The 26,125-nt window shown below is 69.9% G+C and carries 20 protein-coding genes; 10 read left to right on the forward strand and 10 right to left on the reverse strand.

What is annotated here, in order from left to right:
• Positions 1-116: 116 nt before the first annotated feature.
• The gene (gene phaC / locus ACWA7K_RS09015) at positions 117-1,874 is read right to left on the reverse strand and encodes a class I poly(R)-hydroxyalkanoic acid synthase (RefSeq protein ID WP_456167729.1); all 1,758 of its coding nucleotides are present in this window, start codon (positions 1,872-1,874) and stop codon (positions 117-119) included.
• Positions 1,875-2,015: 141 nt separating this feature from the next.
• On the opposite strand from phaC, the gene ACWA7K_RS09020 reads away from it, so the two are divergent.
• Positions 2,016-2,291, forward strand: coding sequence for a hypothetical protein (locus tag ACWA7K_RS09020; RefSeq protein ID WP_456167730.1), 276 nt, complete (start codon positions 2,016-2,018; stop codon positions 2,289-2,291).
• Here the strand turns inward: ACWA7K_RS09020 and pgeF are convergent.
• Both pgeF and maiA read right to left on the reverse strand, forming a co-directional pair.
• On the reverse strand, positions 2,214-2,954 hold the full coding sequence (pgeF, locus tag ACWA7K_RS09025; protein WP_456167732.1) for a peptidoglycan editing factor PgeF: 741 nt from the start codon (positions 2,952-2,954) through the stop codon (positions 2,214-2,216). The genes ACWA7K_RS09020 and pgeF overlap by 78 nt on opposite strands.
• Positions 2,955-3,037: 83 nt before the next feature.
• Positions 3,038-3,679: a maleylacetoacetate isomerase gene (gene maiA, locus ACWA7K_RS09030; RefSeq protein ID WP_456167734.1), complete on the reverse strand. Its 642-nt coding sequence runs from the start codon at positions 3,677-3,679 to the stop codon at positions 3,038-3,040.
• Between the two features lie 58 nt (positions 3,680-3,737).
• On the opposite strand from maiA, the gene ACWA7K_RS09035 reads away from it, so the two are divergent.
• The 4 genes from ACWA7K_RS09035 to ACWA7K_RS09050 all read left to right on the forward strand — a co-directional run bounded on the left by ACWA7K_RS09035 (position 3,738) and on the right by ACWA7K_RS09050 (position 11,469).
• Positions 3,738-4,283 (forward strand): NUDIX hydrolase, encoded by a 546-nt coding sequence (locus ACWA7K_RS09035; RefSeq protein WP_456167736.1) that lies wholly within the window; start codon positions 3,738-3,740, stop codon positions 4,281-4,283.
• Between the two features lie 94 nt (positions 4,284-4,377).
• A complete protein-coding gene (locus ACWA7K_RS09040; RefSeq protein ID WP_456167738.1) occupies positions 4,378-6,591 on the forward strand; it encodes a type I secretion system permease/ATPase in 2,214 nt (737 codons plus the stop codon).
• The gene (locus ACWA7K_RS09045; protein ID WP_456167740.1) at positions 6,588-8,099 is read left to right on the forward strand and encodes an HlyD family type I secretion periplasmic adaptor subunit; all 1,512 of its coding nucleotides are present in this window, start codon (positions 6,588-6,590) and stop codon (positions 8,097-8,099) included. The genes ACWA7K_RS09040 and ACWA7K_RS09045 overlap by 4 nt, the downstream gene beginning before the upstream one ends.
• A gap of 262 nt (positions 8,100-8,361) precedes the next feature.
• Entirely contained in the window at positions 8,362-11,469 is a 3,108-nt protein-coding gene (locus tag ACWA7K_RS09050) for a tandem-95 repeat protein (RefSeq protein WP_456167742.1), read from the forward strand.
• A 4-nt stretch (positions 11,470-11,473) separates the two neighbouring features.
• On the opposite strand, the gene ACWA7K_RS09055 is transcribed toward ACWA7K_RS09050, so the two are convergent.
• Together ACWA7K_RS09055 and ACWA7K_RS09060 are read right to left on the reverse strand one after the other, a co-directional pair.
• Positions 11,474-13,345, reverse strand: a complete 1,872-nt coding sequence (locus ACWA7K_RS09055; RefSeq protein WP_456167744.1) for a bifunctional diguanylate cyclase/phosphodiesterase — start codon at positions 13,343-13,345, stop codon at positions 11,474-11,476.
• A 55-nt stretch (positions 13,346-13,400) separates the two neighbouring features.
• Positions 13,401-14,159 (reverse strand): transglutaminase-like cysteine peptidase, encoded by a 759-nt coding sequence (locus tag ACWA7K_RS09060; RefSeq protein WP_456167746.1) that lies wholly within the window; start codon positions 14,157-14,159, stop codon positions 13,401-13,403.
• A 182-nt stretch (positions 14,160-14,341) separates the two neighbouring features.
• Between ACWA7K_RS09060 and ACWA7K_RS09065 the strand changes: the two genes are divergently transcribed.
• Positions 14,342-16,219: a TolC family outer membrane protein gene (locus ACWA7K_RS09065; RefSeq protein WP_456167748.1), complete on the forward strand. Its 1,878-nt coding sequence runs from the start codon at positions 14,342-14,344 to the stop codon at positions 16,217-16,219.
• Positions 16,220-16,231: 12 nt separating this feature from the next.
• Here ACWA7K_RS09065 and rocF read toward each other — a convergent pair whose 3' ends face one another.
• The 5 genes from rocF to ACWA7K_RS09090 all read right to left on the reverse strand — a co-directional run bounded on the left by rocF (position 16,232) and on the right by ACWA7K_RS09090 (position 21,714).
• On the reverse strand, positions 16,232-17,167 hold the full coding sequence (gene rocF, locus ACWA7K_RS09070) for an arginase (protein WP_456167750.1): 936 nt from the start codon (positions 17,165-17,167) through the stop codon (positions 16,232-16,234).
• 1 nt (position 17,168) lies between these two features.
• Positions 17,169-18,089, reverse strand: coding sequence for an LOG family protein (locus ACWA7K_RS09075; protein WP_456167752.1), 921 nt, complete (start codon positions 18,087-18,089; stop codon positions 17,169-17,171).
• A 59-nt stretch (positions 18,090-18,148) separates the two neighbouring features.
• Entirely contained in the window at positions 18,149-18,901 is a 753-nt protein-coding gene (locus tag ACWA7K_RS09080; RefSeq protein WP_456168746.1) for a HesA/MoeB/ThiF family protein, read from the reverse strand.
• A 123-nt stretch (positions 18,902-19,024) separates the two neighbouring features.
• Positions 19,025-20,482: a S41 family peptidase gene (locus ACWA7K_RS09085; RefSeq protein WP_456167754.1), complete on the reverse strand. Its 1,458-nt coding sequence runs from the start codon at positions 20,480-20,482 to the stop codon at positions 19,025-19,027.
• Between the two features lie 152 nt (positions 20,483-20,634).
• Complete coding sequence (locus tag ACWA7K_RS09090; RefSeq protein ID WP_456167756.1) at positions 20,635-21,714, reverse strand: ABC transporter ATP-binding protein; 1,080 nt, start codon at positions 21,712-21,714, stop codon at positions 20,635-20,637.
• 94 nt (positions 21,715-21,808) lie between these two features.
• On the opposite strand from ACWA7K_RS09090, the gene ACWA7K_RS09095 reads away from it, so the two are divergent.
• From ACWA7K_RS09095 to ACWA7K_RS09110, 4 genes are read left to right on the forward strand one after another with little or no spacing between them, the layout of a single operon-like run.
• Positions 21,809-23,425, forward strand: coding sequence for an ABC transporter permease (locus ACWA7K_RS09095; RefSeq protein WP_456167758.1), 1,617 nt, complete (start codon positions 21,809-21,811; stop codon positions 23,423-23,425).
• 24 nt (positions 23,426-23,449) lie between these two features.
• Positions 23,450-24,481: a ligase-associated DNA damage response exonuclease gene (locus tag ACWA7K_RS09100; RefSeq protein ID WP_456167760.1), complete on the forward strand. Its 1,032-nt coding sequence runs from the start codon at positions 23,450-23,452 to the stop codon at positions 24,479-24,481.
• A gap of 19 nt (positions 24,482-24,500) precedes the next feature.
• On the forward strand, positions 24,501-25,346 hold the full coding sequence (gene queF / locus ACWA7K_RS09105; RefSeq protein WP_456168748.1) for an NADPH-dependent 7-cyano-7-deazaguanine reductase QueF: 846 nt from the start codon (positions 24,501-24,503) through the stop codon (positions 25,344-25,346).
• Entirely contained in the window at positions 25,324-25,737 is a 414-nt protein-coding gene (locus ACWA7K_RS09110) for an ArsC family reductase (RefSeq protein ID WP_456167762.1), read from the forward strand. The genes queF and ACWA7K_RS09110 overlap by 23 nt, the downstream gene beginning before the upstream one ends.
• Positions 25,738-26,125 lie beyond the last annotated feature (388 nt).

Consider the following 26,125-nt stretch of genomic DNA (forward strand, 5'->3'; position numbering starts at 1 on the left):
CGGTTCACGGGTCCGTACTCACCCCGTATCGTTCGCGGCCCGCCTCGTGATGAGGAACAGGCCGGTCTCCTGTCCGGCGCTCGACGGTCAGCGCCGGATTGCTCACGTCGTGGTCCTCAGACCTTCTGCTTCACGTAGCGGCCCGGTGCCGGCTCGATCGCCTTGTACTTGCGGTTGCCCGGCGTCTTCGGTGCGGCCTTGAGCTTGCCGCCGTTGGCCTTGAGCCAGTCGGACCAGTCCGGCCACCAGCTGCCGGCGTTGTCGGTGGCGCCTTCGAGCCACTGGTCGGCGGTCTTGGGCAGCTTGTCGTTGGTCCAGAAGTTGCGCTTCTTCTTGGCCGGCGGGTTGATCACGCCGGCGATGTGGCCGGAGGCACCCAGCACGAACCGCAGCTTGCCCTTGAGGACCTTGGTGTTGAGGTAGGCGGAGTCCCACGGAACGATGTGGTCCTCGCGCGAGGCGTAGATGTAGAACGGCGCCTCGATCTTGCCGAGGTCGACCTTCTCGCCGCAGACCGTGGCGGCGCCTGGCACCTTGAGCTTGTCCTCGAGGTAGGTGTTGCGCAGGTACCAGCAGTACATCGGACCCGGCAGGTTGGTGCTGTCGGAGTTCCAGTACAGCAGGTCGAACGGCGGCGGCGTCTCGCCCTTGAGGTAGTTGCCGACGACGTAGTTCCAGACCAGGTCGTTCGGGCGCAGGAAGCTGAAGGTGGCCGACAGTTCCTTGCCCTTGAGCAAGGCCGGACCCTTCGGGGCCTTCTCGCCGATGGTCATCTCGCGGACCTTGACCATCGCCTCGTCGATGAACAGGTCCAGCACGCCGGTGGCGCTGAAGTCGAGGAAGGTGGTCAGCAGCGTGACGCTGGCCGCCGGTTGTTCGCCGCGCGCGGCCAGCACGGCCAGGGCGGTGCTCAGCAGCGTGCCGCCGACGCAGAAGCCCAGCATGTTGAACTTCTCGCTGCCAGTGATCTCGCCGACCACCGAGATCGCCTTGATGACGGCGTGCTCGATGTAGTCGTCCCAGGTCTTGGCGGCCAGGCTCTCGTCCGGATTGCGCCAGCTGACGACGAACACGCGATGGCCCTGCGCGACCGTGTACCGGATCAGCGAGTTGTCCGGCTGCAAGTCCATGATGTAGAACTTGTTGATGCAGGGCGGCACGAACAGCATCGGGCGCTCATGCACCTGCTCGGTCAGCGGCTTGTATTCGAGCAGCTGGAACAGCTCGTTCTCGAACACCACCGAGCCCTCGGTCGTGGCGACGTTGCGGCCGACCTCGAACAGGCTCTCGTCGGTCTGCGACACATGGCCCTGGCGGATGTCGTTGAGCAGGTGCTGCATGCCCAGCGCGATGCTCTCGCCCTTGGTCTCGATGGCCTTCTTCTGGGCCTCGGGATTGAGTGCCAGATAGTTCGACGGCGCGGCCGCATCGATCCACTGCTGGACCGCGAAACGCACGCGGGCACGGGTCTTGGCGTCACCTTCGACGGCATCGGCCAGCGACATCATCGTGCGGGCGTTCAACAAGTAGACGGCGGCCGAGAAACTCGACAGCGGGTTGCTCTTCCACGCCTCGTTCGAGAAGCGGCGGTCGCCGGCCATGGCCTGGAACGAGCCCGAGATCGCGCCGTTCCACAGTTCGGCGGCGGCGGCCATGTACTCGGTCTGGATGCGGTTGAGATCGCCCGGTGCGATCTTCAGCTGCGAGAAGCCCTTGAGCGAATCACCGAGGCTGGCACCCAGTTCACCCAGTTGCGCACCGGCTTCGCCAAACTGTGGCGCACCGGCCATGGAGAACGCCTGCTTGAGGCTCTCTTCGAGGTTCAGGCCCATCGACCCACCCAAGCCGGGCATCTGCCCGAGGAATCCACTCATCGTCTCCTCCATTGCGACACGAGGCACGGGCCGACCAGGGCCGATGCAGAGAAAATGATTATGGGTCGTGAGCCTTGCATGAAACTGTAGCTGTCGCGCCCGCGACACCCTGCGACACCCTGTAACCCACTGGAAACGCCGATGTATCTCGTTGCCATCGCCTGGCTGTATGTGGCGCTGATGATGGCCGTGGCCGAGGCCATGCACCCCGGCGGCACGCTGCTGGGCGCCTTCTTCACGCTGATGCTCTACGGCATCGGGCCGATCGCGCTGGTGCTCTACCTGCTGGGCACGCCGATGCGGCGCAAGGCACGGCGGCAGGCGGAACAGGCTGCTGCCTCAACGGTTGCCGCGCAACCAGACGAAGCCGGCCATGCGGCCGGTCCGGCGGTCGCGCCGGAACGAGAAGTACCGTGACGGGTCGCCGACGGTGCACCAGCCGGTGCTGCCGTCGTTCCCGCCGATCGCGGTCACGCCCGCCGCAGCCAGCCGCACCCGGGCCAGCCCGGCCAGGTCCGCCCACCACTTGCCGGGATGACCGCCGCGCGGCCTGAAGAACCGGCCAGGCTCATCGGCTGAGCCACCGAAGGCGCGCAGCACGTCCTCGCCGACCTCGAAGGCATCGGGCCCGATGCAGGGTCCGAGCCAGGCCTCGATGCGGTCGGGCGGCACGCCGTGACCGTGCTGAAGTGCCGCCAGCGTCGCCTCCAGCACACCACCGGCCAGGCCGCGCCAGCCCGCGTGTGCGGCGCCGACGGCCTTCCCTTCGCGGTCGGCGAACAGCACCGGCAGGCAATCGGCCACCTGGACCTCGCAGGCGAGCCCCGGGCGGGCACAGGTCGAGGCATCGGCCACCGGCACGGCAGCCTCCTGCTGATCGAACGGCTCGACCGCAGCGACCTGTTCGAGCGCCTGCACCGCCACGCCGTGGACCTGGTCCAGCCGCACCGGGCGGGCGCCGATCCAGTCCTGCACCCGCGCACGGTTGACAGCCACCGACGCTGGGTCGTCGCCAACCTCGGCCTTGAGGTTCAGCGCGTCGAACGGTGCCTGGCTGATGCCGCCGACCCGCGTGCTCATGAAAGCGCCGATGGCCGGATGGCTGAAGACGGGCCAGAGGCCGCGAGCGTCGTGTCGCGTCGACGGTGGCGGCAGCACCCGCATCAGTCCTGGGCGTCCGGACAGGCCGACGGCTGGGCGGCCTGGAAGGCCGGCAGCGCCATGCAGGCCTCGAAGACGCGCATCACGTTCGGAAGGTCATCGAGACGGCAGTCGAAACGCTGGGCGTTGAAGATCTGGGGCACCAGCACGCAGTCGGCCAGTCCGGGCGTGTCGCCGTGGCAGTAGCGGCCGGTCTGCGCCTCCTGGTTCAGGCGACGTTCGACCACTTCAAGCCCGCCTTCGACCCAGTGGCGATACCAGGCGTTCTTGGCGTCCTCGCTGATCGCCAGGTCCTTGACCAGGTAGCGCAGCACGCGCAGGTTGTTCAGCGGGTGGATCTCGCAGGCGATGTCGAGCGCCAGCGAGCGGACCCGCGCCCGCCCGAGCGGATCGGCCGGCAGCAGCGCCGGCTCGGGCCGGGTCTCGTCGAGGTATTCGATGATCGCCAGCGACTGGCTGATCGACTGGTCGCCGTCGACCAGCAGCGGCACCAGGCGCTGGGCCGAGCGGGCGGCGTAGTCGGCGCCCTGCTGCTCGTTGCGAACCAGATGCACGGGCAGGTAGTCGTAGGACAGGCCCTTGAGCGCCAGGGCGATGCGGACCCGGAAAGAGGCCGAGGAACGGTGGTAGTTGTAGAGCTGCATGGTCTTCCTGAAGGCGCTGGAATCATGCCATGCGGACCCTCGCCGCTACACTGGAACGATGCCTCTCACGCCCCGCATCAAGCACTGCCGAGCCTGCGGCACGCCGGTCGAATACCGGGTGCCGGTCGATGACAACCGGGAGCGCGCGGTGTGCCCCGCCTGCGGCGAGATCCACTACGAGAACCCGCTGAACGTGGTCGGCACGGTGCCGCACTGGGAGGACAAGGTCCTGCTGTGCCGCCGCAACATCGAGCCCCAGCGCGGCCTGTGGACCTTGCCCGCCGGCTTCATGGAACTGGGCGAGACGACCGCCGAGGGCGCCGTGCGCGAGACCGTCGAGGAAGCGGGCGCCGCGATCGAGCTGCTGCCGCTCTACACCGTGCTGAACGTGGTCCGCGCCGGTCAGGTCCACCTGTTCTACCGCGCCGCGCTGCAGCACCTGACCTTCGATCCGGGGCCCGAGACGATCGAGGTCGGGCTGTTCAGCGAAGCCGACCTGCCCTGGCACGAGCTGGCCTTCCGCACCGTGCGGGTGACGCTGGAGCACTACTTCGCCGACCGCCGCCGTGGCCAGTACGGCATGCACCACAGCGACATCACCTGAGCCCGGTCACCGCCGGATCACCGGCGCGCCGACCGGGCGACGCCGACCGGCGCACCGCCCCACGCGTTCCGACCGCCCCCCAACGGCCTTCGACATGACCGACGCCGCAGTGCCTCCGCCCTCTTCCGCGCCTGGAACCGAAGCACCGGTCGAGGGGCCGGATCCGGTCATCGCCCGGCTGCGCGAGGACCTGATCCACCCCGATCCGCTGCTCGACTGCCTGATCGAGGTCTGCCGGCTGCACGGCGTCAACGTGTCGCGTGCCGCGCTCAGCGCCGGCCTGCCGCTGGAGGAAGGTCGCCTGACGCTGGAACTGGCCGACCGCGCCGCCGCCCGGGCCGGCATGAGCACGCGGCTGCAACGGCTGCGCCGCACCCGGATCGACCCGGCGACGCTGCCGGCCATCCTGCTGCTCAAGGGCGGCAACGCCTGCGTGCTGCTGGGCTGGACGCCCGAAGGCGACGCCCGCGTGCTGCTGCCCGAGACCGGCCAGGGCGCGATCGTCATGCACCGCAACGAGATGCGCCGGCGCTACACCGGTGTGGTGCTGTTCGTGCGGCCGCACTTCCGCTTCGACGAGCGCACGCCGCAGCCGGCACCGCCCGACACCGGCCACTGGTTCTGGTCGGCCGTCAACAGCCAGCGCGGCGTCTACCGCGACGTGCTGTGGGCGGCGCTGCTGATCAACCTGTTCGCGCTGGCCTTCCCGATCTTCACGATGAACGTCTACGACCGCGTGGTGCCCAACCACGCCACCGAGACGCTCTGGACGCTCGCCGTCGGCCTGCTGATCGTGCTGGGCGCCGACCTCTGGCTGCGATTGCTGCGCAGCCGCTTCGTCGACGAGGCCGGCGCGCGCATCGACCTGCAACTGTCGGCCAGCCTGCTCGAACGGGTGCTGGGCATGAAGCTGGAGAACCGGCCCGCCTCGGTCGGCAGCTACGCGGCCAACCTGCGCGGCTACGAGCAGGTGCGCGACTTCATCGCCGCCTCCACCGTCACGACGCTGATCGACCTGCCCTTCGCGGTGCTGTTCCTGCTGGCGATGACCTGGATCTCCGGCTGGCTGGCCCTGCCGGTGCTGCTGGCCTTTGCCGCGATCCTGTTCATGGGCTGGACGCTGCAGGGCCGCCTGCACCGGCTGGCCAAGTCGACCCACCAGGCCAGCGCCCAGCGCAACGCAACGCTGGTCGAGGCGCTGACGGGGCTGGAGACGCTGAAGACCCAGGCCGCCGAAAGCGTCATCCAGGCCCGCTGGGAGCGCGGCAACCAGTTCCTCGCGCAGGCCCAGGTCGCCATGCGCGGGGTGGCCAACCGGGCCAGCTACGGCACCTCGACGCTGGTGCAGACGGTCTCGCTGCTGATCGTCGTGATCGGCGTCTACCTGATCAACGACCGCCAGCTGACGATGGGCGCGCTGATCGCCTGCACCACGCTGGGCTCGCGCGCGCTGGCGCCGGCCGGCCAGATCGTCGGCCTGCTGATGCAGTACCAGGGCGCGCGCACGGCACTCGATGCGCTCAACGCGGTGATGGCCCAGCCGATCGAGCGCGAGGCCGGCCTGAACTTCCTGCACCGGCGCGAACTGCGCGGCGAGATCGAGCTGCGCAACGTCCACTTCGCCTACCCGGGCCGTGACGACGCGGTGATCGACGGCGTCAGCCTGCGCATCCAGCCGGGCGAGCGGGTCGCGCTGATCGGCAAGGTCGGCTCGGGCAAGAGCACGCTGCAGAAGCTGATGCTGGGCCTCTACCAGCCGCGTTCCGGTGCGGTGCTGCTCGACGGCATCGACCTGCGCCAGCTCGATCCGGCCGACGTGCGCCGCAACCTGGCCTACGTCTCGCAGGACATCACGCTGTTCTACGGCACGCTGCGCGAGAACATCACGCTCGGCATGCCCTACGCGGACGACCAGGCGGTCGCGACCGCCGCCGAGATCGCCTGCCTGACCGAGTTCATCCACCGCCACCCGCGCGGCTACGACCTGCCGGTGGGCGAACGCGGCGAGCTGCTGTCGGGCGGCCAGCGCCAGAGCGTCGGCCTGGCCCGCGCGCTGCTGCACAACGCGCCGCTGCTGCTGCTCGACGAGCCGACCAGCGCGATGGACTTCTCGACCGAGGCGATGGTGACCCGCAAGGTCGCCGAGTTCTCGGTCGGACGCACGGTCGTGCTGGTGACGCACCGCACCTCGATGCTGGCGCTGGTCGACCGCGTGGTGGTGGTCGACGCCGGCCGCATCGTCGCCGACGGCCCGCGCGACGCCGTCCTGGAGGCCCTGCAGTCGGGCCGGATCACGAGGGCCGCATGAGCGCCAACGACACCCCCCGCCCCGACACCGCGCCGGCTGGCCAGACGACGCTGATCGGCTCGGCCGCCTCCGCCGCGCCGGAAGCCGCCACCGAACCCGGCCGCTTCGAGCGCGCCCGCCTGATCGCCCATCGCGTGCTCAGCCAGGTCTTCGGCCGCACCGTCGACGACCTGCCCGATCCGGGCGCCGAGCAGCGCTCGCGCCAGAACCGCTTCAACTACGAATACGAGGCGCTCGACCTGATGAGCCGCGAGCAGACGGCGCGCGCCCAGCGCATCGTCCGCGTCGTCGCGTTGACGGTCGGCGTGCTGCTGCTGTGGGCGGCGGTCGGCCAGATCGACGAGGTCACGCGCGGCGACGGCAAGGTGATCCCGTCGCGCCAGCTGCAGGTGGTGCAGTCGCTCGACGGCGGCGTGGTCTCGGAGATCCTGGTGCGCGAGGGCGACAACGTCGAGGAAGGCCAGCTGCTGCTGCGCATCGACGAGACCCGCGCGACCTCGGGCGTGCGCGAGAGCGCCGCCCAGGTGTTCGCGCTGAAGGTCCGCCAGGCCCGGCTGAAGGCGCTGGCCGAGGGCGCCAGCTTCAACCCGCCGGCGCCGCAGCCGGGCAATGCAGAGGAAGGCCGCATCGTCGACGAGGAGCGCAACCTCTACAACGCCCGCGTCAGCGAGCTGCAGGCGACCCTGTCGGTCAGCGAGCAGCAGCTCAACCAGCGCGAACAGGAACTCGGCGAGGCGCGCGCCCGCCAGTCGGCCGCCCAGCGCGCGCTGGCGATCTCGCGCCAGGAACTGCAGAAGACCCGGCCGCTGCTGGCGACCGGCGCCATCTCCGAGGTCGAGGTGCTGCGGCTGGACCGCGAGGTCAGCCGCAACCGCGGCGACGTCGAGCAGGCCGCCGCCCAGATCGCGCGGGTCCAGGCCGCCATCGGCGAGGCCCGCCGCAAGCGCCAGGAGACCGAACTCCAGTTCCGCAACGAGGCCCGCCGCGAACTGTCGGACGTGCTCGGACGCCTCAGCGCGCTCAACCAGGGCGCCGTGGCGCTGGCCGACAAGGTGAGCAAGGCGCAGGTCAGGTCACCGGTGCGCGGGCGGGTCCAGCGCCTGCTGGCCAACACCGTCGGCGGCGTGCTGCAGCCGGGCAAGGACATCGTCGAGATCGTGCCGCTGGACGACACGCTGGTGCTGGAGGCCCGGGTCGAGCCCAAGGACATCGCCTTCATCCACCCCGGCCAGGCGGCCTCGGTGAAGTTCACCGCCTACGACTTCTCGATCTACGGCGGCCTGGACGGCGTGGTCGAGAACATCAGCCCGGACACGCTGATCGACGAGCGCGGCAACGCCTACTACCTCGTCCGCGTGCGCACGACCCGGCCCGAGTTCGGCGAGGACCAGCCCATCATCCCGGGCATGACCGCGACGGTGGACATCCTGACGGGCAAGAAGTCGGTGCTGTCCTACCTGCTCAAGCCGATCCTGAAGGCCCGCGCCTACGCCTTGCGGGAACGTTGAGCGGCCGGTCGACCGCCGACCTGAACTGAAAATTTCGCGCCCTGCACGGTTCGTGACTTCTGCACGCGTCACATGCACCAGATATGTGTTTCGAGGTGTGTGACGCGTATCAATCCGGCGGTTTCGGAATCGTCGTCCTGCAGTCGAAGCGATATGCTTCAACTCCATACATGGGTCACTTCAACCATTGCTTGAAGTTGGTCAGACTGCCTTCCTTGAGCAGTCTCCGGCGACCCGCTGCAAGCTTGGAGTGCACGACGTCATGGCCGATACAACCGACAACCTGGCTCCCGAGGCCGATCCGGGCGTGGCTGCCGCCGCCGCAGCGGCCGCGAGTGCCGCCTCGGCGCCGCAGGACATCCCGAGCCTGAAGTCGGTCCAGCTGATCCCCGACTACGTCCCGGCCCGCCTGCCCGCCGGCATCGTGCTGGGCATCACCGGCGAGGTGGTGATCCGCACGCCCGACGGCACGCTGCGCCAGCTCAAGGTCGGCGACGAGATCCGCAAGGGCGACATGATCCTGACGTCGCAGGACGGCATCGTCGAGATGAACGCCGAAGGCAGTCGCCTGGCGCGCAGCCCGATGGGCAACGACCTGCTGATCGACCCGCCGTCGGCCGGTATTGGCGACCCGGGTTCGCTGCTGCCGGGCCTGCGCATCGGCCGGATCGAGGAAGCGGTCGGCGGCCAGTCCTGGGACATCGCCGGCGCCGGCGGCGACCAGCGCGGTTTCGGCGAGCTGATCGCGCCCGAGCTGCTCGGCAACGACGTCAACGCCGGCATCGCCACCGTCATCCCGGCGCTGACCATCGCCAGCACGTCGGCCAACGAAGGCGGCGGCACCCTGCCCTTCACGATCACGCTGACCCAGCCGGCCGACCGGCCGCTGGTGATCAACCTCGACACCGGCGGCCCGGCCGACACCGCCACGCCGATCGTCGACTACGGCCAGATCGAGCACTCGCTGGACGGCGTCACCTGGACCACCGGCACCGTCGTGCAGGTGCCCACCGGCACGACCACCATCCAGGTCCGCGTGACGCTGGTGCCCGACAACATCCACGAGCCGACCGAATCGCTGACGCTGATCGGCCGCATCACCGACCCGGCGACCGACCTGCCGGCCGGCGGCGGCAGCGGCGTCGGCTTCATCCTCGATGACGACCCGGTGCCGACCGTCGTCACGGTGACGCCGCGCAACCCGGACACCGTCGGCAACGACAACATCGCCGACGTGCTCGAAGGCACGACCGCGCCGAACACCGTCACCTATGACGTCGTGCTGAGCAACCCGTCCAGCACGCCGACGACCTTCAACGTCGGCCTGGCCGGCCAGGCCAGCGGCGCGACCGGTGCCGCCGATCCGGCGACCGACCTGGGCCTGATGACCGTCACCTACCCGGGCGGCCAGCCGATCGTGGTCAGCGGTGGCTCGATCACCGTGCCGGCCGGCGTCACCGGCTTCACGATCGAGATCCTGACCCAGCCCGACGCGCTCGACGAGAACAACGAGACCTTCGCGCTGACCGTCGGCGGCGTGACGCAGCTGGTGACCATCCTGGACGACGACTCGTCGCCGATCGTGTCGTCATCGGTGATCCAGCCGTTCGAGGAAGGCGCGAACGTCAACCTCGGCCTGACCGCCCCGACCGACCCGGACGCCGGCACGACGCTGACCATCACCGTCACCGGCCTGCCCGTCATCGGCACCGTGCTGATGGCCGACGGCACCCCGGTCACCAACGGCAGCACGATCAGCGCGACCCAGCTGGCCGGCCTGCAGTACCAGCCGCCGGCCGACTACCTGCCCGGCACGCCGGTCGGCAACTTCACCTACAGCGTCAGCGACGGCACCAACGTCACCAATGGCCAGACGGTGATCGACCTGCAGCCCATCAACGACCGCCCGGTCGCCGTCAACGACAGCCTGGCGGCGACCGAGGACGTCGTCGCGAACTTCACCGCCGCGCAGCTGCTGTCCAACGACACCGACGTCGACACGCCGCACGACCAGCTGCGCATCGTCTCGGTCACCAGCGGCACCGGCGGCACCGCCACGCTGAACGCCGATGGCAGCGTGAGCTTCACGCCGACCGCGAACTTCAACGGCCAGGCCAGCTTCACCTACACGATCAGCGACGGCAGCCTGGAGAGCGCCCCGGCCACCGCGACGCTCAACGTCGCCTCGGTCAACGACCTGCCCGTCATCACACTGCCCTCGACGGGCGCGGCCGGCCTGACGACGCTGGAGGACAGCGCCATCGTCTTCACCGGCGCCAACGCGCTGCGGGTGTCCGATGCCGACGGCCCGGACACCTTGCTGTCGGTCACCGTCAACGTCACCCAGGGCACGTTCTCGCTGGGCTCGACGACGACCGGAGGCCTGCAGTCCGTCTCGGACAACGGCACCGGCAGCGTCCACCTGGTCGGCACGGCCGCCGCGATCAATGCGGCGCTGAACGGCTCGACCTTCCTGAACAACCCCGACCAGTACAGCCACGCCAACGGTGTTCCGGCCGCCGGCCAGCCGACGCCGACGCTGAGCCTGTCGGTCAACGACGGCATCGCGACGGTCAACAGCCCGACCTCGAACCTGGTCGTCCAGGCGGTCACCGACATCGTCTCGGCGACCACGCTGACGACCAAGAACACGCCCTTCACGGTCGACCTGACCAACGGCTTCGAGGATCCGGGCGCGACCGTCACGCGCATCAATGGCCAGGCGATCACGATCGGCGGCAGCATCGTGGTCGACCACGGCACCGTCACGCTGCTCGATGCCCATCGCATCACCTACACGCCCGACACCGACTTCATCTCCCCCACCCGGAACGGCCTGCCCGACGGCGTGCTGCAACCCAGCACCTTCGACTTCACGGTCCGGGCCGGCGGCAGCACCGAATCGACCATCTACAACGTGCAGGTGGCCGACACGCCCGCCGCGCCGCTGGCGGTGGCCCAGAGCGCCACGGCACCGACGGCCGACACGCTGACGGGCCTGGCCGGCCACAGCGACGTGTTCGCCTGGAGCCTGGCCGACGCCGGCACCGAGGTCGCACCGCACGCCTGGCAGGTCCAGAACTTCGACACCGCACCGGCAAGCCAGAACGGCGACGTGCTCGACCTGCGCGACCTGCTGGTCGGCGCGACCACCGGCAACATCGGGCAGTACCTGGACTTCGCCCAGGTCGGCGGCAACACCGTCGTGACCGTCAACAACGACGGTCAGGGCGCCGCCAACATGAGCATCACGCTGCAAGGCGTCGACCTGCACGCGGGCCTGGGCCTGGGGGCCGACGCGACCGATGCGCAGATCGTCTCGGCGATGGTCGCGCACGGCAAACTGCTGGCCGACATCACGACCACCTGAGCGCTCAGGGCCGGACCGCCGGTCCGGTCCAGGCGTCGAAGCCGACGTCGCGCACGCTGTCCAGATCTTCCGGACGGGCCACGCCCTCGGCTCCGACCTGCAGCCCCAGCCCGCGCAGCGTCGAGACCAGGCCACGAACGAACTGCTGGCGTGCCGGCTGTTCGGCCAGTTCATGCACCAGCGACGGCGACAGCTTGACGTAGTCGATGCCGGCCTGGGCGGCCAGCGCGAAGTCGGGTACCCGCTCGCCGGCGTGTTCCAGCCCCACCCGCACGCCCAGCGCGCGGACCTGCCGGCCCAGTTCGACCAGCGCATCGGGCTGGCGTGCCACCTGGACGGCATCCACGTCGAAGGACAGCCGCGTGGCCGCCGCACCGGCCGAGCGCAGCCGTGCCAGCAGACGCGGCAGGAAGCCGACCGTCAGCAGGGACACCGGCGAGACGCTGACGCAGCGCGGCCGGCCGTCGGCGGCGATGGCGCGCAGGGCCAGGTCGAGCGCGCACAGGTCGATCTCGGGCATCAGCCCGGTGCGCATCGCGTGGGGCAACCAGTGCGCGGCGACCTCCAGCGGACCGGCCGGCAGCAGCTGCAGGCGCAGCGGACATTCGAGGTGCAGCAGCCGGCCTTCGCGGTCGACCACCGGGAACTCGCCCAGCTGCGCGCGACCTTCGACCACCGCCTGCCGGATCGCCAGCCGCCAGGCCTGCTCGCCGCCGAGCGTGGCGTGGCTGGTCGCGGCGGCACCGAACTCGATCGCGCCGGGTTCGCGCGCCTCGGCCCGGGCCAGCGCGGCGTCGGCGGCGGCCAGCACCTCGGGCATCGGTTGGCCGACCACCAGCGGCTGCACCGCCAGCACCACCGCGACGCCCTCATAGGACTGGAGCCGCTCGACCAGGCGCGTCATCAGCTCGACCGGCACGCCGTCATGCCAGCCGGCCGGGCCGTGCACGACGGCCAGGTCGCTGCCGTTCAGGCGACCGCAGAACAGCGGCGACAGCGTGCCCAGCGGCAGGCGAAGTCGGTCGGCCAGCAGCTTGAGCATCGCGTCGGTGGCCAGGTGACCACGCTGCCGGTTCAGCTCGGCCAGCCCGGTCACCCGCAGCAGCAGCAGATGGCCGGCACCCGGCCCTTCATGGTCCAGGCGGGCCTGCAGCTGGGCCAGGAAATGGCTGCGGTTGGACAGGCCGGTCAGCCCGTCCTCGTTGGCCAGACGGCGCAGGTGTTCCAGCGCGGTCGTCTGCTCGACAAACTGGCTGTGGACCCGCTCGACCATCGTGTTCATCGCCCGGGCCAGCGCCCGCAGCTCGGGGGTCGCCGGCTCCTCGGTGGTGACGTAGCGGCGTTCGCTGAGCGCCTCGGCTTGGGCGACGACGGCGTCCAGCGGACGGCGCAGCCGCAGCACCGCGACGTGCGAGACCACGCCCGCGACGACACCCAGCAGCAGCATCCAGACCGTCGTGCTGAGCGCACCGTTCCACAGGTCGGCATAGGCGAAGACCGGCTGGCTGACGACCTCGACCTGGCCGATCGGGGTCCAGCCCGACGTGACCTCGGCGCGGCCGGGAATGGAGTCGATCGGCACCAGACGCTCGAACCAGACCGGCACGTCCGACAACCGGGGCTCGGCCCGGCGCACGAACAGCTCGCCGCCCTGTGGCGACAGCAGCCGGATCGACTGGTAGTGGCCGATGTCGAACTGCGAGGCGATCGCCAGCTCGATCAGGCTGCGGTCACCGCCCTGCTGGGTCAGCGTCAGCGCCAGCGACTGGGCGTTGTCGCTGTTCTTGAGCGCCAGCTGGGTCTGCAGATAACTGCGCGCCGTCCAGGTCGTCACCAGCACGCTGCCGACCAGTGCAAACAGGATCAGGGTGGCCACCAAGGCGCGCACCTGGCGTATCAGGGACATAAGGCACCCACGGAGTTACAAGACATCACAGAAAACCCTGTTCACGGGCCCGCGCGAGCAAATCACGCCAGCGCGACAGACGCGCCAGCGGATCGCCGGCACCCGGACCCTGGGTTCCGGTCCAGAGCCCTTCGGCGTTGAAACTGAATACCGGCGACAGATCCGGTCGGCGCGATGCCGGGCGAATCTCGGGGACGAGATTGTCCAGAATCGAGGGGTCGCTCGCGCCCGGCACCGGATAGTAGGCGAGCACCATGTGCGCCTGCTGACTGGAGCCGCCCGGGCCGTTCAAGGTCGCCTTCACATACACCAGCCGCAGGCGCGCCGGCTGGACGCCGGCGGCGATCAGGCTGAAGTACTTGGCGATCGCATAGTCCTCGCAATCGCCAGCACCCCGGCCGAGCATCTCGATGGGCGTCGCCCAATAATCGATCTGGCCCCACACGTCGATATCGTCGCGGAACATCACCCGCCGATTGACGAACTGGTTGACCTGCTGGAGCCGGGTCTCGTCGTCCTGCCCGGCCAGCTGGCTGACCAGATCGACCAGCGAGCGCATCGCCTCGGGCGCCTGCCCGCCTTGGCGCAGGGCCGACTGTCGCAGTCGATCCACATCCCAGGCCGACGAATCCCGGCCGGCGAGCAGCAGCGCCAGACCCAGCAACATCAGCAGAAGTCCCGACGACAGGCGCCGCAGATGCAGAGAAAAAATGCCGAAAACCCGCCTTCCGGTCACAAGTTGTGACCCGCTGGCGGTTTGCAGGATCGGCAGGAATCTCGGCATCGCTACCTTATCGGTCGGCAGTCCGGCAAGTTGAGCATGCACCGGCGACACCCAGAAGGCACTGCAAGGCCGAAAAGCCGCCGCTTATCGAACGTCTCGCTTGGGTTGCCTTGCCCAAGCACAGGGCGCTGTGGAATAATGTCCAAAATTAATATCGATGCGGTTCCGCATCTGCCACCACCATGATCAAGCCGTCCTTCCCGATGATTGGAAAACTGGCGCTGGCCTGCCAGATCGCCATGGTTTTCCCGGCCTGGTCGCAGGGTCCTGCGGCCGATCCGCTGAAGGATGCGGCGCAACGCGCGATTTCCACCAACCCGGAAGTCACCGCCCGCCTGAATGCTTTCCGGGCGGCTGTCGAGGAAGTCGGCGTGGCACGCGGCGCGTATTTGCCGCGAGTCGACCTGAGTGCCGATGCGGCACGAATCCGCGACCGCATCGAGAACCGCACGCCGATCAACAGCACGATGAACAGCACCGGCGTGGCCCTGACCGCGACGCAATTGCTGTGGGACGGGCTGAGTACCGTCAACCAGGTCCAGCGACTCGACCACGCGCGTCTAGTTCGGTATTTCGAATTCATCGATGCGAGCGAACAGGCTGCGCTCGAAAGTACCCGCGCCTATTACGACGTGTCACGTGCCCGCAAGCTGGTGCAACTGGCCGAGGACAACTATGTCCAGCACCGCCAGGTGTTCGAGCAGATCCAGTCGCGCGTCAAGGCGGGTGTCGGCCGCGGCGTCGACCTGGAACAGGTCGGCGCGCGTCTGGCGCTGGCCGAATCGAATCTGGCCACCGAGACGGCCAACCTGCATGACGTGACCGAGCGCTACCGCCGCATCGTCGGCGCGCTACCGCCCGCCGACCTGCCGCTGGGCAATGCGCTGGACCGCGGCCTGCCGGTCTCGGCCGGCAAGGCGGTCGAACAGAGCGTCAAGCGCAATGCGCTGGTGGCGGCCGCCGTCGAGAACTACCGTTCGTCGCAGTCGCAGAGCAAGGAGCGCGACGGCCTGTGGCAGCCACGTGTCGAGGCTCGCCTGCGCAGCGGCGCCGGCAACAACTTCGACGGCGTGCCGACGCAGAAGCGCGAGACCACCGCCGGCCTGTATCTCAACTGGAACCTGTTCAACGGCGGTGCCGACCAGTCGCGCATCCGCCAGGCGACCAACCTGCTGAACCAGGCGGCCGACCAGCGTGACAAGGCCTGCCGCGACGCCCGCCAGGCGGCGGCGATCGCCTTCAACGATGTGCGCACGCAGACCGAGCAGATCGGCTATCTCGACCGCAACGTCCAGTCGACCGCCAAGGCCCGCGACGCCTATCGCCAGCAGTTCGACATCGGCCAGCGCAGCCTGCTGGACGTGCTGAACGCCGAGAACGAGCTGTACGTCGCGCGTCGTGCACTGACCTCGGCTGAACATGACCTGTCGATCGCCAAGGCGCGCACGCACGCCTCTTCGAGCATGCTGGTCGCGGTCCTGGAACTGGTGCGTGCCAGCGAGGCCAACGAGGAGCCGGAAGACGGTCGCTTCTGGCAGGCCGACAACGACGCGGCCACGCGTTGCCCGGTCAGCGCCACCGAACTGGCCCTGACGACCAAGTCCGATCTGGACGCCCGTGCCCGTCAGACCGCGCCGTTCGAGGTCTCGGCCGTGACCGCACCGCCCGCCGCCTCACCGGCGCCGGCCGCCCGTTCGCTGCCGCCCGCCCCCGCCGAGGCGCCGGCCGTCTCGTCGGTCTCGCAGCGACTGCTGGACTGGTCGGCGGCCTGGTCCAGCAAGGACGTCACGCGCTACCTGAGCTTCTACGACGCCAAGTTCCAGCCCGCCAAGGTCTCGCGCAAGGCCTGGTTCGACAACCGCACCAAGCTGCTGCGCAAGCCCGGCCCGATCGACCTGCGCATCAGCAATGTCCAGCGCAAGACGATCTCGCCGACCCGCGTCGAGACCCGTTTCGACCAGGACTACAGCTCGGGCACGGTCAAGGACAAGAGCCAGAAGGTGCTGGTCTGGCAACGTCGCGGCACCGAGTGGTACATCGTCTCGGAATCGAGCCGCTAAGGCCCTGCCGCCTCACTTGCGCATCAGGGTGCTCTTGCCGAACAGGCTCTCGACCAGGTCGACGGCCAGTTCGGCGGTCTGGTTGCGCAGGTCGAAGGCGGGGTTGAGCTCGACGACGTCCAGCGAGGCCAGCCGGCCGGTGTCGGCAATCATCTCCATGCACAGCTGGGCTTCCCGGTAGGTCGGACCGCCGGGCACGGTGGTCGCCACGCCCGGCGCGATGCCGGGGTCGAGGAAGTCGACGTCGAAGCTGACGTGCAGGTGGGTGCGATCGTCGAGCGTGGCCAGCGCCAGCTCCATTGCATGGCGCATGCCCATCTCGTCGATGTAGCGCATGTCGAAGACCTCGATGTCCTGCTCGTGCACCAGGCGCTTCTCGCCGGCATCGACGCTGCGGATGCCGATCTGCCGGATCGCCTTCGACGAGATCGCCGGCACCGCCCCCGACATGCTCGTCAACGCGGCCGGACCGAGCCCGCACAGGCATGCGACCGGCATGCCGTGGATGTTGCCGCTGGGGGTGATGGCCGAGGTGTTGAAGTCGGCGTGCGCGTCGAGCCACAGCACCCGCAGCTTGCGGCCGGTCTCGCGGCAGTGGCGCGCCACGGCGCTGATCGAGCCGACGCCCAGGCAATGGTCGCCGCCCAGCATGATGGGCAGGTGACCGGCCTTCAGGCTGGCATGGACGGCGTCGTGCGCCAGCTGGTTCCAGGCCACCACCTCGTCGAGATGGCGATAGCCATCGTTCGGCGGCAGCCACGGATTGGCCGGACCGCTGACGTTGCCGCGGTCGTGCACGACCAGGTCATGGGCCTCCAGGCGCTGCCGGATGCCCGCCACGCGCAAGGCCTCCGGTCCCATCGAGGCCCCCCGGGCCGAGGCACCGACATCGGTCGGAACGCCGATCAGGTCGACGATCCGGGGCGGCTGGCTGCGCGGGTCACTCATCTCAGACATCCTCGGCATGGGCACCGGCCTGCGGCTCGGAGCGGTCCAGGTCGTAATAGGCCGACAGGTGTTCCCAGGCGTCGTCCGCGGTCTCGACGAACTGGAACAGGCGGACATCGTCCGCGCCGATCATGCCGGTCTCGATCAGCAGCTCGAAGTTGATCAGGCGGGTCCAGAACTCGCGCCCGAACAGCAGGATCGGTCGGCGGCGCGACTTGCCGGTCTGGATCAGCGTCAGCGTCTCGAACAGCTCGTCGAGCGTGCCGAAGCCACCGGGGAAACAGACCAGCGCGATGCTGCGCATGACGAAGTGCATCTTGCGCAGCGCGAAGTAGTGGAACTGGAAACACAGTTCCGGCGTGATGTAGGCGTTGGGCTCCTGCTCGTGCGGCAGCACGATGTTCAGGCCGATGCTCTTGCCGCCCACCTCGTGCGCGCCACGGTTGCCGGCCTCCATGATGCCGGGGCCGCCACCGGTGACGACATAGATCGGCGTCTCCAGGCGCCGCGACTGCTCGGTCACGATGCTCGCGAAACGGCGCGCCTCGTCGTAGTAGCGGCTCATCTGCTGCTGCGTGCGGGCACGCGCCAGGGCAGCGGCATCGCCCGCCGCCTCGGCCTCGGCGATGCGCTCGGCCGCCGTCTCCGGCGGCACGATGCGGGCACTGCCGAAGATCACGATGGTCTGCTCGATGCCCTGTTCCTGCTGGACCAGCTCGGGCTTGAGCAGCTCCAGCTGCATGCGCACCGGCCGCAGTTCGTCGCGCAGCAGGAAGGCGTTGTCGGCAAAGGCCAGGCTGTAGGCGCTCTCCGGACCGCTGTAGCGCGACGGCAGCTTCAGGGCCTGCGCCTCTTCCTCGGCGCTGGGGAAGTTGCGCACGGTCGAACGACCGGGCGCGTTCTTGGGGTGATGCTTGTCCATGGACTCAGGATAGCGGCGGACGGTGTCAAGGCAAGGTCAGGACCGGCGCGGTGGCGGTCTCAGTGACGCTTGCCGCAGACCGTGCAGGTGGTGTCGCGGCCGACCCGGATCTCGGTCCATTCGAGCGTGCGGCCATCGAGCATCTGCAGCCGTCCGGCCAGCGAGGTGCCGATGCCGGCGAGCAGCTTGAGCGCCTCGGCCGCCTGCATCGTGCCGATGATGCCCACCAGCGGCGCGAACACGCCCATCGTCGCGCAGCGGACCTCTTCCATGCCGGCATCGGGCGGGAAGACGCAGGCGTAGCAGGGGTGCGCATCGCCCCGGCTGTCCCACACGGAGATCTGGCCATCGAAGCCGATCGCGGCCCCCGACACCAGCGGCTTGCGGTGCGCGACGCAGGCCGCGTTGACCGCGTGCCGGGTCGCGAAGTTGTCGCTGCAGTCCAGCACGACATCGGCCTCGGCCACCCAGGCGTCGAGCAGCGCCGCATCGGCGCGCTGCTGCATCGGGCGGACGGTGACCTCGGGGTTGAGCGCCGCGACGGTCGCGGCCGCCGACGTGACCTTCGGCCAACCCACGCGCGCATCGGTGTGGGCGATCTGGCGTTGCAGGTTGGTCCGGTCGACGGTGTCGTGGTCGGCCAGCGTGATCGTGCCGACGCCGGCACTGGCGAGGTAGAGCAGCGCCGGCGAGCCCAGCCCGCCCGCACCGATCACCAGCGCATGGCCGCGCACGATGCGGCGCTGGCCCTCGACGCCCAGGTCGTCGAGCAGGATGTGACGGCTGTAGCGCAGCAGCTGGTCGTCGTTCAGGTCGTCGCTAGGTTGATCGGTCATGGAGGTGTTCCCGCTGAGGGTCGCAAGGATAGTCAACGAATGCGGCCCCAAACGACGAAGGGGCCCGCAGGCCCCTTCGCATTGGTGCGCCGTGACGCTTCAGTTCGTCGCGGCCTCGCCGGGCTTGCGCTCGACCTGGGTCTTGCTGACCTGGACCGTCTTGCCCTTCAGGCGGTTGAGCGCCTGCTGCAGCTGGAAGTCCTCGTTGGAGCCGAACTCGGGCAGACGCGGCGGCGCCTTGTCCTTGCTGGCCGATGCGTTGGCTTCCTCGAGCTTCTTCAGCGCCTCTTCGCGAGCCTTCTCGCGCGCGGCGTCCTTCTTGGCATCGCTGGCTCCGGCGGCGGCGCCCAGGTGACGGTCAAGGTCGGCCTCGCGCATGCGCAGGACGGCAAACGGGCTGCCCTCGGCGGTCTCGTCGACCAGCACGTCCGGCACGATGCCCTTGGCCTGGATCGACTGGCCGGACGGCGTGTAGTAGCGCGCGGTGGTGATCTTCAGCGACGTGTTGGGCATCGGCAGACGCGTCAGCTCGCTTTGCACCGACCCCTTGCCGAAGGTCTGCGAGCCCATGATGACGGCGCGCTTGTGGTCCTTCAGCGCGCCGGCCACGATCTCGCTGGCCGAGGCCGAGCCCTCGTTGACCAGCACCACCACCGGCACGTTCTTGATCAGCGCCGGGATGCTCGCCAGCACGTCGTTGCCGTCACGCGAGTAGTAGGCCGGCGCCGCACGCAGCGTGCTGCGCGACTCGGCGATCTGGCCGTTGGTCGTCACGACGATCGCGTCGCGCGGCAGGAAGGCCGCCGTCACGCCCACCGCCACGTCGAGCAGGCCGCCCGGGTCGTTGCGCAGGTCGAGCACGAGACCCTTGAGGCTGGGCTCCTGCTTGAGGATGTCCTTGAGCTGCTCGGCGAAGTCGCGCAGCGTCGGTTCCTGGAACTGGTTGATGCGGATCCACGCGTAACCCGGCTCGACCACCCGCGAGCGCACGCTCTTGGTCTTGATCTCCTCGCGCACGATGCTGACCGGGAAGGTGCGGTTCTCGGACTTGCGCAGGATGGTCAGCATCACCTTGGTGTTGCTCGGGCCGCGCATGCGCTTGATGGCCTGGTCCATCGTCAGGCCCTTGACCACCGTGTCGTCGATGCGGGTGATCAGGTCGCCGGTCTTGATGCCGGCGCGGTCGGCGGGCGAGCCCTCGATCGGCGAGACCACCTTGACCAGGCCGTCCTCCATCTCGATCTGGATGCCCACGCCGGTGAACTTGCCGCTGATGCCCTCGTGGAATTCCTTGAAGGCCTGGCCCTCGAAGTAGGCCGAGTGCGGATCCAGCCCGGCCACCATGCCGCCGATCGCGTCGCGGATCAGCTTCTTCTCGTCGACCGGCTCGACGTACGAGCGCTTGACGAGATCGAAGACCGCCGCGAGCTGCTGCATGTCCTCGATGGGGAGCGGCGACATCGCGCTGCGCGCGGTGGCCTGCAACTGCATCGTCGCCAGGGCCCCGGCCACCGCTCCTGCCAGCACCCAGCCCGCCACCTTCAACTTGCTACCCATGATGTCCATCCTCGCCGGGCCTGACATCAGACCCCTTCTGCATGGCACGGGAGTATAGGTGTCGGCCCCGTGACCCAGCAGGCTTGCAGGCCTCTGGAAAGGTCGATCAGCACGGCCTTCCCGGCTGTTTCATGCTGTTTCCGTGGCAATGGTCACCCCCCGGCTGCGGGGGCCGGGGGAAAGGTCACGACATGGTCGACCTGGGCCCGCACGCCGATCCACTCGCCGACGGCATGGTCATGGTGTGACGGCACGTGCGCCAGCACCTGTTCGCCGCTGGCCAGCTGCAGCGTGTAGAGGAACTCCGAGCCGCGGAAGGCCTTGGCCTGGATGCGCGCCTTCACCGGGCTGTCGTCGTCGTGGACGATGTCGTCGGCGCGCAGCAGCACCTCGCAGCGGCCGCTGGCGTCGGGCATCGGGCATTCCTGCGGATCGGCCAGTTCGCCCAGCGGCGTCAGCACCCGCGCGCCGCCGGCGTCGACACGGACCTCGCCGGGCGTGAAGACGCCATGCCCGACGAAGGTCGCGACGAAACGGGTTGCCGGGCGGTGGTAGAGCGCGTACGGCTCGTCCCACTGGTCGAGCTGGCCGTGCTGCATCACGCCGACCTCGTCGGCCACGGCGAAGGCCTCCATCTGGTCGTGGGTGACAAACAGCGCGGTCGTGCCGGTCTGCTTCAGGATCGCGCGGACCTCCTGCGCCAGCCGCTCGCGCAGGTCGACATCGAGGCTGGAGAACGGTTCGTCCATCAGCAGCAGGCGCGGCTGCGGCGCCAGCGCCCGGGCCAGCGCGATGCGCTGCTGCTGGCCGCCCGACAGCTGGTGCGGCAGGCGCCGCGCCGCGCCGCCCAGGCCGACCAGGTCGAGCATCTGCGCAACCCGGTCGCGCTGCTCCGCGCGCGACAGGCCGTGCAGCCCGAATGCGACGTTCTGCGCCGCCGTCATGTGCGGGAACAGCGCGTAGTCCTGGAACACCATGCCGACGCGGCGTTCGCGGGCGTCGAGGTGCAGCCCGCTGGCGGCGTCGCTGACCGGCTGGCCGTCCAGCGAGATCCGGCCCGACTGCAGCCGCTCCAGCCCGGCGACCGCCCGCAGCAGCGTCGTCTTGCCGCAGCCCGACGGCCCCAGCAGCGCGCCGATCCGGCCGCGTGCCAGCCCGAGCGACACGTGGTTCACGGCCGGGCGCGCGCTGCCGGCGTACTGGACGGTGGTCTGGTCGATCTGGAGGTACATGCTGGGGATCACGGACGGGGCCGCCTGGGTGCTCGACCTATCATAGCCAGCGCATGCCAATGACAATCATTCTCGATCGCAGCCGGAGCCCTGCATGAGGCTGGCCGGCACCGCCCTCGGTCTCCTGTGCCTGCTGCTGGCCCTGCCGGTGCTGGCCCTCGCCAGCGCCTGGCTGAGCCTCGACAGCGCCGCGCTCGACGTGCTGCGCCACCAGCTGACCACCGTGCTGCCGGGCTACAGCCGCGGCTCGCTGGTGCTGGCCGTGGCGGTCGGCGTCGGCGTGGCGGTGGTCGGCACCGGTGCGGCCATCGCGGTGACGCTGTTCGACTTCCCCGGCCGCCGCCTGTTCGAGCTGACCCTACTGCTGCCGCTGGCGATGCCGGCCTACGTGCTGGCCTACGTCTACACCGACACGCTGCAGTCCAGCGGCCCGCTGCAGATCTGGCTGCGCGAGCAGACCGGCGCGCGCGGCGCGCTGTGGCCGGACGTGCGCAGCCTGTGGGGCGCCGTCATCCTGTTCGTGCTGGCCCTCTACCCCTACGTCTACCTGCTGACCCGCACGGCGCTGGCCGGCCGGGGCTCGACGCTGCTGGAGGCCGCGCGGCTGCTGGGCGCCGGACTGGTGCGGCGCATCGTCACCATCGCGCTGCCGCTGGCGCGCCCGGCCATCGCCGCCGGCGTCTCGCTGGCGCTGATGGAGACGCTGGCCGACTACGGCGTCGGCGCCTATTTCGGCCTGCAGACCTACACCACCGGCATCTACCGCGCCTGGCTGTCCTTCGGCGACCGGCTGGCCGCCGCGCAGCTGGCGACCGTGCTGCTGGTGATCGTCGGGGCGCTCGCCTGGGCCGAACACCGCGCCCAGGCCCGCCTGCGCTACGCCAGCAGCCGGCCGCTCGGACGCGCTGCCGATGCCCAGCCGCTGCGCCTGACCGGCCTGCCCGCCGCCGTCGCCGTGCTGGCCTGCGCGCTGCCGGTGCTGGCCGGTTTCGTGATCCCCGTGGCCCTGCTGCTGCGGCTGGTCGTGCGCGAGGCGCTGTACGGCGAGTTCGGCCTGCCCTGGGCACGTTTCCTGGCCTGGTCCTGGACGACGCTGCAGCTGGCCGCCAGTGCCGCGCTGCTCGCCGCCGCGCTGGCGCTGGCCCTGTCGCTGGCCTTGCGCTGGCGGCCCGGCCGGCTGCTGCAGGCGGGCGTGCGGGTGGTCTCGCTGGGTTACGCCGTGCCGGGCGCCGTCATCGCGATCGGCCTGTTGCTGCCGGCCGGCTGGCTGCAACAGCGTTTCCCGGAATCGACCTGGGGCACCGTGCTGACCAGCACGACGCTGGGCCTGGTCTACGCCTACCTGGTGCGCTTCTCGGCGGTCGCGCTGCAGTCGGTGCAGGCGGGGCTGTCGCGCCTGCCGACCAGCCTGGACGAGAGCGGCCGCATGCTCGGCGCCGGCCCGCTGCGGCTGTTCCGGCAGGTCCACGGGCCGCTGCTGCTGCCGTCGGTGCTGGGTGCCGCGCTGCTGGTCTTCGTCGACGTGATGAAGGAACTGCCGGCCACGCTGGTGCTGCGCCCGTTCGACAGCGACACGCTCGCCGTGGTCGCCTACCAGCTCGCCCGCGACGAGCGCCTGGCCGAGGCCGCGCTGCCGTCGCTGGCGATCGTGGTGGTCGGCCTGCTGCCGGTGCTGCTGCTGGCGCGCGCCATCCGCCGCGCCGACCGCTGAGGTCCGGCCGGACAGGCTCGCGCGATGGACGACGACCTGGTCGTGCTGCGCCCGCAGGGGCTCTACTGCCCGCCGGGCGACTTCTGGATCGACCCGTGGCGGCGGGTCGACCGGGCCGTCATCACCCATGCCCATGCCGACCACGCCCGCAGCGGACACGGCCATTACCTGGCCACCGCCGTCAGCGCCGGCGTGCTGCGCGCGCGGCTCGGCGACATCCGACTGCAAGGCCTGGCCTATGGCGAGACGGTCGACCACCACGGCGTGCGCATCAGCCTGCACCCGGCCGGCCACGTGCTGGGTTCGGCCCAGGTCCGGCTCGAACACGGCGGACGCGTCTGGGTCGCCTCGGGCGACTACTACCTGCGCGGCGACGCCCCGCCCGGCGAGCCGGCCAACCCGACCTGCGCGCCGTTCGAGCCGGTGCGCTGCGACACCTTCATCACCGAGTCGACCTTCGGCCTGCCGATCTACCGCTGGCGCCCGGAGGCCGAGGTGTTCGGCCAGATCGACACCTGGTGGCGCGACAACGCGGCGGCCGGCCGGCCCAGCCTGCTGCAGGGCTACAGCTTCGGCAAGGCGCAGCGGCTGCTGGCCGGCGTCGATGCGGGCCTCGGCCCGATCGCCGTCCACCCGACCGTCGAGGCCGTCAACCGGGCCTACCGCGACGCCGGCATCGACCTGCCGCCGACCCGCCGCCTGGACGACCTGAGCCCGGCCGAACGCTGCCGCGCCCTGCTGGTCGCCCCGCCGTCGGCGCGCCAGGGCGCGTGGCTAGGCGACACGCCCGAGCCCGCCATCGCCTTCGCCAGCGGCTGGATGCAGGTGCGCTCGGCGCGCCGCCGGCCCGGCCTGGACCGCGGCTTCGTGCTGAGCGACCACGCCGACTGGCCCGGCCTGCAACGTGCCATCCGCGCGACCGGCTGCGAGCGTGTCATCGTCACCCACGGCCAGGAGGCGGTGATGGTGCGCTGGCTGCGCGAACAGGGCCTGGACGCCGGCCGCTTCACGACCCCGTACGGCGACGACCGCCACGAGGCATCCGACAATCCGTGACATGAACGACACGCCCGCCATGCCCCCCCACCACGACCCGGCCGGATCGCCGCTGGGCCAGGTCTCGGCCTACCGCGACACCTACGCGCCCGAGCTGCTGTTCCCGATCCAGCGCCAGCCCAAACGCGACGAGATCGGCGTCGCCCTCGGCGGCAGCGCCCTGCCCTTCATGGGCTGCGACCTGTGGACCGCCTACGAGCTGTCCTGGCTCAACCAGCGCGGCAAGCCGCAGGTGGCGCTGGCGCAGGTGACGGTGCCGTGCGAGTCGCCGGCGATCGTCGAGAGCAAGTCGTTCAAGCTCTACCTCAACAGCTTCAACATGAGCCGCTTCGATTCGGCCGATGCCGTGCGCGAGGTGCTGCAGCGCGACCTCAGCGCCGCCTTCGGCCAGCGCGTTGGCGTGAAGGTCCTGAGCGCACACGACTTCGCGGCCCAGCGCATCGAGGAACTCGACGGCGTCGACCTCGACCGGCTGGACCTCGACTGCGACACCTACACGCCGTCGCCCGAGCTGCTGACCGCCGCCTTCGACCAGAACCCGGTGACCGAGACGCTGACCTCCGGCCTGCTCAAGAGCAACTGCCTGGTGACCGGCCAGCCCGACTGGGGCAGCGTGCAGATCCGCTACAGCGGCCCGCAGATCGACCAGGCCGGGCTGCTGCGCTACCTCGTCAGCTTCCGCCAGCACAACGAGTTCCACGAGCAGTGCGTCGAGCGCATCTACATGGACATCCTGACGCGCTGCAAGCCGGTCCAGCTGCAGGTCTACGCCCGCTACACGCGACGCGGCGGCCTCGACATCAACCCCTGGCGCACCAGCCACCCGGCCACGCCACCGCGCAATGTGCGCACCGCGCGGCAGTGAGCCTTTGCCACGCCCGGCAGGAGACGACACCGTGATCACGCTCTACGGCATCCCCAACTGCGACACCGTCAAGAAGGCCCGTGCCTGGCTGGAGGAGCAGGGCCTGCCCTATGCCTTCCACGACTTCAAGAAGGCCGGCGTCCCCGAACCCGAACTCGACGGCTGGCTCGCGGCCGTCGGCTGGGAGACGCTGGTGAACCGCTCGGGCACCACCTGGCGCAAGCTCGACGAGGCCGTCCGCGCCGCCGTCGTCGACACACCGACCGCCCGCGCCCTGATGCTGGCGCAGTCCAGCGTCATCAAGCGCCCGGTCGTGCGCTGGCCCGACGGCCACACGACGGTCGGCTTCAAGCCCGACGACTGGTCCCGGCACATCGCCAAAGCCCGCTGAGCCGCATCCAACTCTCCCCCTGCCAAGGGGGAGTACGCCAACGGCGGGAGGGGGTGGTTTTCGGGCTCTGGCGCCCTGCCCAACCACCCCAGCACGCCACCGCCCCATTCCCCTCCTCCGGAGGGGTACGCCGTAGGCGAGGGCTGGTGGTTTTCGGGCTGTAGCGCCTTGCCACCAAACCACCCCGTCAGGCTGCGCCTGCCACCCCTCCATAGAGGGGAATGAAGACCCGTTGCCGAAGGCAACGCTGTTGCGCCGTAGGCGGGGGGTTTTCGGGCTGTAGCGCCTGCCCCCAATTCCCCTCCTCCGGAGGGGTACGCCGTAGGCGGGGGGTGGTGGTTTTCGGGCTGTAGCGCCCTGCCACCAAACCACCCCGTCAGGCTGCGCC

Source organism: Leptothrix mechoopdaensis (SeqCode) (assembly GCF_053893855.1).

Coding starts and splice junctions, on each gene's coding strand:
- ACWA7K_RS09045 (WP_456167740.1), top strand. CDS start 6,588: ATGAGCGCCAACGACACCCCCCGCCCCGACACCGCGCCGGCTGGCCAG.
- maiA (WP_456167734.1), bottom strand. CDS start 3,679: ATGCAGCTCTACAACTACCACCGTTCCTCGGCCTCTTTCCGGGTCCGC.
- rocF (WP_456167750.1), bottom strand. CDS start 17,167: ATGAGTGACCCGCGCAGCCAGCCGCCCCGGATCGTCGACCTGATCGGC.
- ACWA7K_RS09095 (WP_456167758.1), top strand. CDS start 21,809: ATGAGGCTGGCCGGCACCGCCCTCGGTCTCCTGTGCCTGCTGCTGGCC.
- phaC (WP_456167729.1), bottom strand. CDS start 1,874: ATGAGTGGATTCCTCGGGCAGATGCCCGGCTTGGGTGGGTCGATGGGC.
- ACWA7K_RS09050 (WP_456167742.1), top strand. CDS start 8,362: ATGGCCGATACAACCGACAACCTGGCTCCCGAGGCCGATCCGGGCGTG.
- ACWA7K_RS09065 (WP_456167748.1), top strand. CDS start 14,342: ATGATCAAGCCGTCCTTCCCGATGATTGGAAAACTGGCGCTGGCCTGC.
- ACWA7K_RS09020 (WP_456167730.1), top strand. CDS start 2,016: ATGTATCTCGTTGCCATCGCCTGGCTGTATGTGGCGCTGATGATGGCC.
- ACWA7K_RS09040 (WP_456167738.1), top strand. CDS start 4,378: ATGACCGACGCCGCAGTGCCTCCGCCCTCTTCCGCGCCTGGAACCGAA.
- ACWA7K_RS09035 (WP_456167736.1), top strand. CDS start 3,738: ATGCCTCTCACGCCCCGCATCAAGCACTGCCGAGCCTGCGGCACGCCG.
- ACWA7K_RS09085 (WP_456167754.1), bottom strand. CDS start 20,482: ATGGGTAGCAAGTTGAAGGTGGCGGGCTGGGTGCTGGCAGGAGCGGTG.
- ACWA7K_RS09090 (WP_456167756.1), bottom strand. CDS start 21,714: ATGTACCTCCAGATCGACCAGACCACCGTCCAGTACGCCGGCAGCGCG.
- queF (WP_456168748.1), top strand. CDS start 24,501: ATGCCCCCCCACCACGACCCGGCCGGATCGCCGCTGGGCCAGGTCTCG.
- ACWA7K_RS09100 (WP_456167760.1), top strand. CDS start 23,450: ATGGACGACGACCTGGTCGTGCTGCGCCCGCAGGGGCTCTACTGCCCG.
- ACWA7K_RS09060 (WP_456167746.1), bottom strand. CDS start 14,159: ATGCCGAGATTCCTGCCGATCCTGCAAACCGCCAGCGGGTCACAACTT.
- ACWA7K_RS09110 (WP_456167762.1), top strand. CDS start 25,324: ATGTGCGCACCGCGCGGCAGTGAGCCTTTGCCACGCCCGGCAGGAGAC.
- pgeF (WP_456167732.1), bottom strand. CDS start 2,954: ATGAGCACGCGGGTCGGCGGCATCAGCCAGGCACCGTTCGACGCGCTG.
- ACWA7K_RS09075 (WP_456167752.1), bottom strand. CDS start 18,089: ATGGACAAGCATCACCCCAAGAACGCGCCCGGTCGTTCGACCGTGCGC.